This is a genomic window from Paraburkholderia aspalathi (genome assembly GCF_900116445.1).
Taxonomy (GTDB): domain Bacteria; phylum Pseudomonadota; class Gammaproteobacteria; order Burkholderiales; family Burkholderiaceae; genus Paraburkholderia; species Paraburkholderia aspalathi.
The window spans coordinates 225,789-238,096 of record NZ_FPBH01000009.1 but is presented as its reverse complement, the minus strand read 5'-3'; the positions used below and the strand labels follow the sequence as shown (position 1 = coordinate 238,096).

10 protein-coding genes are annotated in these 12,308 nt (G+C 61.1%); 2 read left to right on the top strand and 8 right to left on the bottom strand.

All coding sequences use genetic code 11. From position 1 onward, the window contains the following. Positions 1 to 30: 30 nt before the first annotated feature. Positions 31 to 1,527 (bottom strand): L-asparagine permease, encoded by a 1,497-nt coding sequence (ansP, locus tag BM438_RS16735; RefSeq protein ID WP_093635339.1) that lies wholly within the window; start codon positions 1,525 to 1,527, stop codon positions 31 to 33. Positions 1,528 to 1,869: 342 nt separating this feature from the next. On the opposite strand from ansP, the gene BM438_RS16730 reads away from it, so the two are divergent. After that, the gene (locus BM438_RS16730) at positions 1,870 to 2,823 is read left to right on the top strand and encodes a LysR substrate-binding domain-containing protein (protein ID WP_093635338.1); all 954 of its coding nucleotides are present in this window, start codon (positions 1,870 to 1,872) and stop codon (positions 2,821 to 2,823) included. A 17-nt stretch (positions 2,824 to 2,840) separates the two neighbouring features. On the opposite strand, the gene BM438_RS16725 is transcribed toward BM438_RS16730, so the two are convergent. The 7 genes from BM438_RS16725 to glnT form a co-directional block, all read right to left on the bottom strand. Further along, the gene (locus tag BM438_RS16725) at positions 2,841 to 3,536 is read right to left on the bottom strand and encodes a P-loop NTPase family protein (RefSeq protein WP_093635337.1); all 696 of its coding nucleotides are present in this window, start codon (positions 3,534 to 3,536) and stop codon (positions 2,841 to 2,843) included. A 185-nt stretch (positions 3,537 to 3,721) separates the two neighbouring features. Then, on the bottom strand, positions 3,722 to 5,539 hold the full coding sequence (locus BM438_RS16720; RefSeq protein ID WP_093635336.1) for a bifunctional protein-serine/threonine kinase/phosphatase: 1,818 nt from the start codon (positions 5,537 to 5,539) through the stop codon (positions 3,722 to 3,724). Then, complete coding sequence (locus BM438_RS16715) at positions 5,540 to 6,982, bottom strand: APC family permease (RefSeq protein WP_093635335.1); 1,443 nt, start codon at positions 6,980 to 6,982, stop codon at positions 5,540 to 5,542. It lies immediately after the preceding gene. Between the two features lie 80 nt (positions 6,983 to 7,062). Beyond that, positions 7,063 to 8,424: an FMN-binding glutamate synthase family protein gene (locus BM438_RS16710; RefSeq protein WP_054041194.1), complete on the bottom strand. Its 1,362-nt coding sequence runs from the start codon at positions 8,422 to 8,424 to the stop codon at positions 7,063 to 7,065. Positions 8,425 to 8,449: 25 nt separating this feature from the next. Next, positions 8,450 to 9,139 carry a GltB/FmdC/FwdC-like GXGXG domain-containing protein gene (locus tag BM438_RS16705; protein WP_093635334.1) on the bottom strand — a complete coding sequence of 230 codons (690 nt, stop codon included), beginning with the start codon at positions 9,137 to 9,139 and terminating at the stop codon, positions 8,450 to 8,452. Beyond that, complete coding sequence (locus BM438_RS16700) at positions 9,127 to 10,035, bottom strand: class II glutamine amidotransferase (RefSeq protein ID WP_093635333.1); 909 nt, start codon at positions 10,033 to 10,035, stop codon at positions 9,127 to 9,129. The genes BM438_RS16705 and BM438_RS16700 overlap by 13 nt, the downstream gene beginning before the upstream one ends. 11 nt (positions 10,036 to 10,046) lie before the next feature. Beyond that, positions 10,047 to 11,435 (bottom strand): type III glutamate--ammonia ligase, encoded by a 1,389-nt coding sequence (gene glnT, locus BM438_RS16695; protein ID WP_244179389.1) that lies wholly within the window; start codon positions 11,433 to 11,435, stop codon positions 10,047 to 10,049. Between the two features lie 223 nt (positions 11,436 to 11,658). On the opposite strand from glnT, the gene BM438_RS16690 reads away from it, so the two are divergent. Then, positions 11,659 to 12,264: a helix-turn-helix domain-containing protein gene (locus BM438_RS16690; RefSeq protein ID WP_093635332.1), complete on the top strand. Its 606-nt coding sequence runs from the start codon at positions 11,659 to 11,661 to the stop codon at positions 12,262 to 12,264. Positions 12,265 to 12,308 lie beyond the last annotated feature (44 nt).

Genomic DNA, 12,308 nt, shown 5'->3' with positions numbered 1-12,308 from the left:
GCGCGCCGCATCAGCCCGCACCAGCCAGCATTAGCCCGCGTTGTCCTCGAGCACGCTCTGAGTCAGGGTGACCGACGGGATCGTCGGCTTCATCATCGCATGCGCGCGGCGGCGCACCCCGTACCAGCCGGCAACCAGGATCAGGGCCACGACCGGAATCGCAGCAACGGTCCACGTGCCGTTCGGATAGTCGAATGCCATCAATACCAGCACCCCCACCAGAAACGCCAGCGTCAGCCAGGACGTCACCGGCGCGCCGGGCATTCTGAACGTCACCGGCTCAGCCTCACCACGCGCCACCGCCTGACGGAACTTCATCTGGCAAACCACGATGAACCCCCAGGTGCTGAGAATACCAAGCGACGCCACGTTAAGCACGATTTCAAATACACTCGACGGCACGAAATAGTTCAGCACGACACCCACGATGTAAATCGCGACCGTGACCAGAATGCCGGCGTACGGCACCGACTGCGAGCTCATGCGGGACAGAAAATGCGGCGCGGACCCGCCCATCGACAGTGCACGCAACACCCGCCCGGTCGAATACAGCCCCGAGTTCAGGCTCGACAGCGCCGCCGAGAGCACGACGACATTCATGACCGAGCCGACACCCGGCACGCCGAGCGCGGCGAAAAACGTGACGAACGGGCTCTGCCCCGCCTTGTAGGCACTCCAAGGCAACAGACAAACCAGCAATACAACAGCGCCCACATAGAACACGGCGATACGCCAGATCACGCTGTTGATGGCGCGCGGCAGCACCTTGCGCGCGTCCTTGCATTCGCCCGCCGCCGTGCCGACCAGCTCGACACCGGCGAACGCGAACACCACGCCTTGCACGAGCACCAGCGCAGGCAGCAACCCATGCGGAAACAGTCCACCGTTCTCGCTGATCAGATGCACGCCCGTGGTGTGCCCGCCGACATGCGTCCCGGTACCCAGAATGATCGAGCCGATTACGAGGAACAGCGAGATCGCGGCAACCTTGATGAGCGCGAACCAGAACTCCATTTCGGCAAACCATTTCACGCCGATCAGGTTCATCGCCGCGACGATGCACAACGCAATCAGTGCGAAGATCCATTGCGGCACGGACGAGAACGCCGCCCAGTAATGCATGTACAGCGCGACGGCAGTGATGTCAACGATGCCGGTCATCGCCCAGTTCAGGAAGTACATCCAGCCGGCGACATACGAGGCTTTTTCACCGAGAAACTCCCGGGCGTACGACACGAAGCTGCCGCTGCTCGGCCGATGCATCACCAACTCACCCAGCGCGCGCAGGATCAGAAACGAGAAGACGCCACAGACCAGATAGACGACGGCAAGCGAAGGACCCGCTATTTGCAGACGCGCGCCCGCGCCGAGAAAGAGGCCCGTGCCGATCGCGCCGCCAATGGCAATCATCTGAACCTGACGATTACCCAACGTTTTGTGATATCCCGCTTCGTGCGACTCCAGCCAGCTTTTCTTATCTACGTCGCCAGGGGATGCCGGGGAATTCTGGTTGTGCAATGTGGACATAATCAGTTCGATCCTTTTAACGCGGGCACTTGACTTCGCAATCCCGGGAACATATACGGAAGGATGTATGCGCGATGGCGCATCGATTAGGCTACAAATCAACAACTGACATTTCAGAACGATCGTTCGTTTTTCGCGCCGGACCAAGGGCAGTTTGTATCAGGTCACCGAGGGCAGGCAGACAAAAGGTATGTAGCCCAATTTATGGCGGCAACGCTCATGCATATTTCGACTAACACCTATCGAAAAAAAACATCGGTATTCTTGCAATGAGGAACGGTAGGCTAGCGTTGCCGCGTCGCACAGGCGCGGTTGTCGATTGACCCAACACAAGTGATCAATATGGAAGCAAAGTGGTTGGAAGACTTTCTTAGCCTTTCGGATACGAAGAGTTTCTCCCGGTCGGCGCGCAGCCGGAATCTCACCCAGTCAGCTTTCAGTAGACGGATCGTGGCGCTCGAAACGTGGATGGGCACGAAGCTCGTCGATCGCAGCGTCAACCCGATCACCCTCACGCCCGCCGGCCGGATGTTTCGCAGTCTTGCGGCGGACATCCTGCGCAGCATGCATGCGGCGCGCAACCTGGTAGGCGGGTATGAACAGTTCGCCGAAAACGACCATGTGGTTCATTTCGCGGTTGCCCATACCCTTGTCTTTACGCTTTTTCCCGACTGGCTCAAGCGCCTGACCAGCGAGTTCGGCCACATCATGGCCCGGGTTCAGGCCGTCAACGTGCCCGAGGGTGTGCAACACCTCGTGGCAGGCGACTGCGACCTGCTAATCGGCTATCACCACCCGCAATTGCCGATCGCTCTCGATCCGAATCACTTTCCATTCCTTACATTGGGTGTCGAGCGCATCGTGCCGGTCTCGGCAGCAGGCAGCGACGGCAAGCCTCTCTTCGAACTCCCTGGCAAGAGCAGCAGGCCGCTGCCCCTGCTCGCCTATTCATCCGGTGCATTCCTTGGCAACGTTGTCGAAATGCTGTTGATGAACGCGACGCAACCGTACTCGCTGTTCCGCTGCTTTGAGACCCACATGTCGGAAGCGTTAAAAGGCATGGTGGTAGCCGGCCACGGAATCGGCTGGCTGCCGGAGAGCTGTATCACCAAAGAGTTAAGCGAAGGTAATCTGGTTCGCGCAGGCTCGGACACTTGGGCGACTGAGCTGGAGATACGCCTGTACCGCCCGGTGAAGGAGCGTGGCAAAGCGGCCGAACAGCTTTGGGCTTTCATCAGCTCCGAGCTGGTCGAGCCGCGGGTGGATCAGTTACCGGACATCCTGACCGCGGCGTGAGGCCGGCCGATACGCAGCTATAAGGCGAGCTTGGCCAATTCACCATAAGCGCGATGCAGCCACACCTTGACGCGTTGCCGCTCGAGCATGCCCAGGCCGGCGGCGGCGCGGTCGGGATGATTGATGGCTGCCCAGAAGCTTGCGCTTTGCCGATCGATCTTCTGCATCGTCGCGTCGGGCAGACGGCGCAGCGTGATCACGCTCGCGCCGAGCGCTTCGGCACGCGCGAGTTCACCGGATGCCTCCAGAATCTCGAAGCGGTCACCGCGAAGTTCGTTCAATACGATCACCAGCTTGATCCGTCCACCAAACTGGTCGAGCCACTGCCGCAGCAGATCGACCGAATCGCGGCCTGCGTCCATGACGTGCCACCAGGTCAGCGTTAGACCGTGCTCTTCGGCAAGACCGATGACGTCCGCGTCGTCCAGCCATTGTCCGAGGGACTGCTGCGTTTGCGCGGCAAGATCGACCAGAACACGCCGCTGCGGATCTTCGAGTGCCTGTTCGATAATGGGATCCAGGCTGTCGTGCTGATCGAGTACTGCTGGAGCGGCAAAATCGGCATAGAAGCGCAACAAGGCGCCATGTGATTTATCGGTGTCGAAGCCGACCAACTGAATATTCTCGTCGATAAAGTACTGGGCCAAAACGCGGGCGACCAGCGATTTGCCGACGCCGCCCTTCTCGCCGCCAATAAAGTGGATGAAGCTCATCTGTGCAGATCCTTTGTCATGAAGCCGGCTAGGTCGAAAGCAGAAAGTATCAGATTTAGAAGGCGGAATTGCGACTTAGTTTACAGGGACAAATATTCGACAATAGCTCAGCCGGTCGACAATTTTTCTACGGGCAGGATACCTTATCAAGTGATCTGTTACGGAGGCCGCGTCGCCGGCCCCGCTCAATGCCGCATCAACGACCACAGCAACAACGCCAGCAACAGCACCACGACCACCTGCCAGAACAGCACCGGATCGCTCTCGAGCAAAGGCTTGCGCCGGATCGGCGCCATCGCGTCCCGACCGCTCGAAAAACGTTCGAGATCGGCGCAGACTTCGAGCACGTCCTGATACCTACGCACCGGATCGGGTTGCAGCGCTTTCTCCAGCACCAGGTCGAGCCATAGCGGCGCGTCCGGCCGGTACTGATAGAGCGGCACACGGCCATTGAAGCCGTAGGGCAGCTTGCCGCCGCTGAACAGGCGGTAGAGGGTCACGCCAAACGCGAACACCTCGGAGCGCGCATCGCCCAGCGCGCCCTTCATCAACTCAGGCGCCATATAAGCGGGTGAGCCCGGTGCGACGTCGGGACCCGGCAACTGCATGCCCGGCATATAACCGAAGCCGAGATCAAGCAGGCGTGTGCTATCGCCCCACATCACCAGCACGTTCTCGGGTTTGATATCGCGATGGAAGATATTCCGGCGATTCAGCACGTCGATCGAATGGCCCAACTGTCGCGCGATCTTGAGCGCACGGGGCAGCGCCATGGGCTGAGGCGCCGCCAGCAGTTTTTCGAGCGTGACGCCCGAGCCGAGCGGCATTACCACATAGAGCCGGGTTTGCCTATCGGCATCGATCGGCATCGGCGCGAGCACGCCGTCGTCGCTGATCTTGCCGGCCAGCCAGCGCTCGCGCACGATCGACTGCCGCACGTTCTCGTCCTGCTCGACACGCGGCTTGGGAAACTTGAGCGCCAGCGGCGTGTTCGGATCGGCCAGATCGTAGCCGGCGAAAATCCGCGAATAGAAGCCATCGCTCAACACGCTCTTGAGCAGATATCCGTCGACCACCTCGCCTGCGTCGGGCACCGCCGGAATCGGCAAGGTGCCGACCACCCGCTCAAGGTAACCGACATCGAGCAAAGGCAGGCCGCCCACATCGAGCACCGCGCTCGTCACGTCGTCCTGCGAGCCGCGCGTCAGCGCTAGCGCATTGAGCCGGCGTGCCGTTTCGAGCGCACTGCCGCGCGCCGCCAGCACCGTCTGCAGCTCGCGCATCGGCACGCGGCGATAGAGTCCGTCGGAGCACATCAGCAGGCGGTCGCCCTCGTGCAGCTCAAGCGTTTCGATGCGGGTCACCAGCGTTGGAAGCATGCCGACCGCATGCGCCACGTAAGAACCGAAGGCGACCGGCACCACGTCGTCGTCACCGAGCTGGGTCAGTTGACCATCGCGCAGCAGATAGAGCCGCACATCGCCGGCCGCGACCAGATACGCGGTAGCGCGGCGCACGATCAGCGCCGCAAAGGACGCGGACATTTGCTTCAGCGCAGGGTCGACGCGACCGATCTGATGCAGCCAACCGTGTATTGCCTCGAGCGCGCGCGCAGCGGCGACGCCGGGTTGCAAGGTGTCGGCGAGCCCGTAATAGGCATCGATAAAGGTCCGCACCGAGAGTTCGGCCGCGACCCGGCCGCCCTTGCTGCCGCTCACGCCATCGGCAAGAGCGATCACGCTGCCACGCGCGGCGCGCTCCGCCAGATCGCCGAGCATCACGCCGACGTAGTCTTCGTTGATGTGATCCTGCCCGCGGGCGCGGGCAGGGAAAGAAACGCAACCGATCTCGAGCGCGGCGCACTCGCCGCGCTCCGGCGTCAATTGCAGATCGATTTCCTGGCCGTCCATTCCGCGACCGCTAGTGGGCCTTCCCTCTGGATCGTCTGGCACCTGGCTGGTGTTCGGTGCGGGCAAGCTATCCTGGGAGAAGGGTTCATTCATTTACTTTTTGCCGTGGGTCATCACGTCGCTTGTTTCCAGATCGTGCTCGATCTTCTCGAGCACCTGCGGCGAGCGCTTCTTGAGCATCAACAACCAGACCGCGCCAACCAGCATATACGCAACGAACAGATACGGCAGGATGTTATACGGATAATCGGGCACCGGATACACGCTGCCGATCACCGCGCCGACCATCGCCAGTGCGCCGAGCACACCCCACACGACGTTGCTCGTCTTGAGCTCGCCCTGCTTCTTCAGATAAACCGGTGCCGCGATGGCGACCAGGAAATACACGACCAGGAAGCCAAACGTCGCAAACGTACTGGTATAGCCGAAGGTGTTGAGCGGACCCGTGCCGAGCATCGCGATACACACCACAAAGGTCACGATGGAGGAAAACGCAACGGCAATGTACGGCGTCTGGTGCGTGCGGTGCACCATGCCCATCGAGCGGTGCACGAATTGATAGCGGCCCATCGAATACAGCAGGCGGCTGGACGAGTTGATGCACGCAAGCACGCACGAGAAAGCGCTGACCGAAGCAATCAGATAAAACACCGGACCGAGCGGCGAGGCGCCGACGCTCGTGAGCAAGGTGCTGAGCACGGCCGAATCGCCACCGAGTTTGGCTGCGTCGTCGTGGTAGGCGATCGTCATCGAATAGGCCACAAACATGAAAAACAGGCCCGACAAGATCACGCACCAGACCACCGCGCGCGGAATGACGCGCAGCGGATTCCTGGTTTCCTGGCCGAGCGAGGCCGCACTCTCGAAACCCACGTACGAGAAAATGCCGAGCACCATGCCCTGTGCCATGCCCTTACCGCTCACGCCCTGCAGCCCCAGTTGCGTATGGTCGATGATATGGTCCGGATGCAGTGCGAGCACATAGATCAGCACGCCGCCCACGATCACCACCGAAGCGGCTTCGATGGCAAGCGACAGGCGCGAGGAAAGCTTCACGTCACGTGCCGAGAAGAACCAGGCGAGCCCGACAAAGATCGTGTAGACCGCCCACGATGGGATATTGATACCCCAAGCCGTAAAAGCGTTCTGCACGAACACCACGCCTGCGGCGCCAACCCCCATTGCGGTGCCCACGTAAGCCGCGATTAATCCCCAGCCGGCAATGCCACCTGCCATCGGCCCAAGCGCGCGTGAGATATAGATAAAGAACGAACCGGCCGAGGCGATCCGGCTCGAGAGCGCGATGATGCTCATGCTCACCAGCAGCAGCCCGAGCGTCGAAAGACCATAAATCAACCACGTCCCCGCACCGGCCAGCGCCGCGATCGCGGTCACGTTGATCGATGGCGTGAAAGTTGGTGAAAGGTTCGCGATGGATTGGCCGATGACCTCGGGAAAACCTAGCGTGCCGGCACGCAGACCGCCGGATGGTACCGATGCTGGTGTTGCTTGCGTGGTGCTTTGCGGAGTGCTCATGTCGGGCTCCTGATAGAGGGGTGAATCAAGGTTGAATGCACTCAACTTTTCCACAGTCAAAAATCTCAAAACAACTCAATTCATGGGGTCCATCCAGGAATCCACGAAGTACCCGCGAGCGGAATACGCGCCATTGCCGCGGCCTCGACCGTCAACGCGACCAGATCCTCCGGTTCGAGGTGATGGACGTTCTGCTTGCCGCACGCCCGCGCGATCGTCGTCAGTTCCATGTTCAACGTCTTGAGGTAGTTGCGCACGCGGCGTGATCCTTCATCGGGCTGCACACGTTGTTCGAGCACCGCGTCCTGGGTGGTCACGCCGACCGGGCACTTGCCCGTGTGGCAGTGATGGCAGAAACCCGGCGACGTGTTCAGCGCCGCGTAGTCCGCCGCCGCCGAATGCAGTGCGCCGTTCTGAAAGTACGTATCGCTGTTGCAGCCGAGCGCCATCAGCATGCCCTGCCCGATCGCCACCGCATCCGCGCCGAGCGCCAATGCCTTCGCTACGTCAGCACCGGTGCGGATGCCGCCCGAGACGATCAGTTGCACCTGGCCTTTCATATTCAGATCTTCGAGCGCGTCCACCGCCTGGCGAACCGCGGCCAGCGTCGGAATGCCGACGTTCTCGATGAAGCAGGTCTGCGTCGCCGCCGTGCCGCCCTGCATCCCGTCGATCACCACCACGTCCGCACCCGCATGCACCGCGAGCTTGACGTCGTTGAACGTGCGGGTTGCGCCGACCTTCACGTAGATCGGTTTTTCCCAATCGGTGATTTCGCGCAGTTCCTGAATCTTGATCGCCAGATCGTCCGGGCCGGTCCAGTCCGGGTGACGGCTCGCCGAACGCTGATCGACACCGGCCGGCAAGGTGCGCATCGAGGCGACGCGCGGATTGACCTTCTGCCCGAGCAGCATGCCGCCGCCGCCCGGTTTCGCGCCCTGGCCGATCACGATTTCGATCGCATCGGCGCGGCGCACGTCGTCCGGGTTGAAGCCGTAGCGCGACGGCAGGCACTGATAGACCAGTGTCTTCGACGAGCGGCGCTCTTCCTGCGTCATGCCGCCGTCACCGGTGGTAGTCGAGGTGCCCATCGCGGTCGCGGCCTGGCCGAGCGCTTCTTTCACGTTAGCGGATAGCGCGCCGAAGCTCATGCCGGCAATCGTGATCGGAATGTCGAGCACCACCGGTTTTTTGGCGAAGCGTGTGCCGAGCACGGTCTGCGTCGCGCATTTCTCGCGATACCCTTCGAGCGGATAGCGCGACAGCGAGGCGCCGAGAAACAGCAGATCGTCGAAATGCGGCACACGGCGTTTCGCGCCCAGACCGCGAATTTCGTAGAGGCCGCGCTGCGCGGCCGAGTGGATATAGTCGATCGTCTTGCGGTCGTAGCCTTGCGACTCTTCCTGCTGCAAGCGGACGAATTGAACGGATTTGGCTTCCATGGGGGCCTTCTTCGAGAGCGTGTGTTCAATATTCCTGGTTCGCGTCGGCGTTCCAGTGATAGAGCGTGCGAGCGGAGGCGATCCGTTTAAACGACGCCGGGTCGTGGTCCATGCCGGCGGCGGTGAGCAGCGTGCGCACCGCGTCGATATCCGCCTGCGTCATCGGCTCGTACTGTGCGTCCGCGCCGAGCGATTTCACGTCGCCGCGCACGTACAGCACCGCTTCGTAAAGCGAGTCGCCGAGCGCATCACCCGCATTGCCACAGATCACCATGCGACCCGCCTGCGCCATGAAGGCTGAGAAGCTGCCTACCGAGCCGCCCACCACGATGTCGCCGCCCTTCAACGAAATACCGCAGCGCAGGCCCGCATCGCCGTCGATCACCAGCAGGCCGCCGTGCGCCGAAGCGCCCGCGCCGTTCGACGCGAAACCCTTCACATGCACTTTGCCGCTCATCATGTTTTCCGCGACGCCGGTGCCCGCGCTGCCGTCGATCTCGATCGTCGCGTGCTTGTTCATGCCGCCTGCGTAATAGCCGGCGTGACCGGCGATCGTCACTCGCACCGGCGCATCCACACCAACCGCGAGGTTATGCGCGCCGTTCGGTGAGACGATGGTCACCGCCTGACCCTCCAGTTCGCTCGCCGGTTTGTGCAGGAACTGGTTCAGCTCACGGACCGTCGTACGCTCCAGATCGAAAGTCAGGCTTTCCATACATACACCTCCTCAGGTGCGGGTTCGAAGACCCTGGCGTTCTTGATGTCGGGCAGATGCGCGAGCGAGCGGAACTCGGATGCGATCGCGACGTAGTCGTCGTTTTCCGCGACCACCGCCGGCTTGCACGCGAACGGATCGCGAATCAGCGCAAGTTCGGTCGAGGTGCCCATCAGGAACGTGTAGAAGCCGTCGAGTTCTTCGAAACCCTTCTGCAAGGCGACCGGCAACGTGTCGCCTTCGCGCAGCCGCCATTCGAGAAAGCGGCAGGCGGCTTCGGTGTCGTTGTCGGTATCGAAGTGAATGCCTTGCGGTTCGAGCTTGCGGCGCACGCCATGCGCATTCGAGAGCGAGCCGTTGTGGACGAGGCAGAAATCATCGCCGGCCGTGAACGGATGCGCGCGGTCGGGCGTCACCGCCGATTCCGTCGCCATGCGTGTGTGGCCGACCAGGTGCGAGCCTTTCAGGTTCGCAAAGTCATAACGCTCGGCGACTTGCGACGGCGAGCCAATATCTTTGTACAGATCGATCGAGCGGCCGCTCGACAGCAGATACAGCTTCGGATAGCGCTCGCGCAGCCACGTCTTCACGCGCTCGACATTGCCTTGCACCGTCAGTACCGCATGATTGCCCTTCGCATCCACACGGGCGGTCACGTCCATCGCCGCGTTCAATGCGTCCAGCAGCGGTTGCCATGCAAAGTCCGCGCCTTCGTCGGTGAAGCCCGCGTAGATGCTCAGCTTGCGCTGGCTCGCATCCACCTGTTTGCCGAACACCGCGAGGCCCGCCGAATCCGGTCCGCGCTCGGTCATGCCGATCAGCATCGGCACCATCAGTTCGCCGAGCCGTTCGCGCAATGCCGGCGTCTTGACCAGCAAGCCCACAATTCCGCACATGGTGCTTCTCCTTAGAAGAATTCGAGGTAGGTCTTCAGTTCCCAGTCCGAAACGTGGCGCATGTATTCGATCCACTCCATCCGTTTGAGCTTGAGGAATTCATCGGCAACCGGGCCGAGCGCGTCGCAGATCACGCGGTCGCTTTCCAGCGCGTCGAGTGCTTGCTCGAGGTTTTGCGGCAGCACGCCGATGCCGTGTTCGGAGAGTTTCGCGGGCGACCACTCGTAGAGATTCTCGTTAGCCGGTTCGCCCGGCGACAAACCACGGTCAACGCCGTCCAGCCCCGCGGCAATCACAGCCGACGTCGCGAGATACGGATTGCACGCCCCATCCGGCAAACGCAGTTCGATACGCTCGCCGGGCATGCGCACCATCGTCGAACGGTTGTTGTCGCCGTAGCTGATGTAGGCCGGCGCCCACGTTGCGCCTGTCAGCGAGCGGCCAACCACGAGGCGCTTGTACGAGTTCACCGTCGGATTGCACAGTGCGGCCAGCGCGGGCGCATGCGCGAGCAAACCGGCGGTGAATTGATAGCCGAGCGTGGACAGGCCCATGCCGAGCTTGTCGCTCTTGTCAGAGAACAGGTTGCGTTCGCCGTCGCCGATCGACATATGCATGTGCATGCCATTGCCTGGACGGTTCGCGAACGGCTTCGGCATGAACGAGCAGATCATGCCGAGTTCATTGGCGATCTCGGAGGCGGCCATCTTGAAGAACACGTAGTGATCGCACGAGGTCAGGCAATCGGTGTACGTGTAGTTGATTTCGAACTGACCGTTCGCGTCTTCGTGATCGATCTGATAGACGTCGATGCCGACCGCGCGCATCGATTCGGTGAGCGTTTCCAGGAAGACGCGCGTACGCGAGAGTCCCTTGTAGTCGTAGCACGGCTTGGCGAGCGTATCGCTCGGATCGCATGGCTCAAGCGTGCCGGACGCCGAACGACGCAGCAGCGAGAATTCCGGCTCCAGACCTGTGAAAAGCGTCCAGCTGCGCTCGGTCATCCGTGCGACCTGTTTCTTCAAGGTCACGCGCGAATCGTATTGCCATGCTTCGCCATCCACATGACCGTCGCAGACGATCCGTGCCAGGCCCGGCTGCCACGGCACCGGCGTGAGCGTCGCCAGATCGCCGACGGCCATATAGTCGGGACCGTTCGGCTCGATCCCTACTCCCCAGATCGCAAACCCCGCGAAACCGGCACCCGCCGTCAACACGCTCTTCAGATGACTGACCGGCACCGACTTCGCCTTGGCCACGCCGTGAATATCGACAAACTGCGCCAGCACGTACTTCACGCCCTGCTGCGTCAGATACGCTTGCGCCTCTTCCGCCGAGCCGAAACGCGGCACGCATCCGAGCTCGTTGACCGGCAGCTTGCTCGCATCGTTCAGGTTCATCGCCACTCCTTGCAACTGCATCTTTCGTGGTTTGGAAAGCCACACGCAGCGCGTGTGACCGGGTTGCGCAACACGCTCCCGAACGCCGCTTGTGCCGCGCTTCGAGCCTGTTTTCAATCGGTCGGATATTTTATTGGTGAGAAACAAAGATTCTTTTTGTGAAACTCTTTGCGCGTGACTCAGCGCTGCAATCTGCTACGCTTTCGTTTTACGTGAGGCTTACATGCAAATCGGTGAAGATAATAAAACGCCGCTTGAACGCTATCTCGGCAACACCCTTCGCGAATTACGCCAGCGCCACGGTCTGACCATCGCTCAGGTTTCAGCTCAGGCCGGCATCAGCCGCGGCATGCTCTCGAAGATCGAAAACGCGCAGACTTCCGCAGGTCTCGAGGTCCTCAACCGCATTGCACAGGCGCTCGGCGTTTCGCTCTCCATGCTGTTTCGCAATTTCGACGTGCCACAAGGCGGTGCACAGCTCGTCAAAAAAGGCAGTGGCATGGAAGTGGTTCGCAAGGGCACCAAAAGCGGCCACACCTATCACCTGCTTGCCTATGACCAAGGTCCTCGTAAGCTTTTCGAACCCTTCCTGATTACGATGGAGGACGAAGCCGAACGCTTTCCCGTGTTTCAGCATCCGGGCACCGAGTTCATTCACATGCTCAAGGGCGTGATCGAATACCGTCACGGTCAGCAAACCTACATTCTTCATCCTGGCGACACGCTCACTTTCCAGGGCGAGATACCCCACGGTCCGGAACGCCTCATCAAGACGCCCATTCAATTCCTGTCGATCTTTGTCTATCCGCAATCGAGTGCAGCTGACTGATCGCTCGCCGCGGCCGTCCCAGTCAATGCCTTTAACAATGCAAC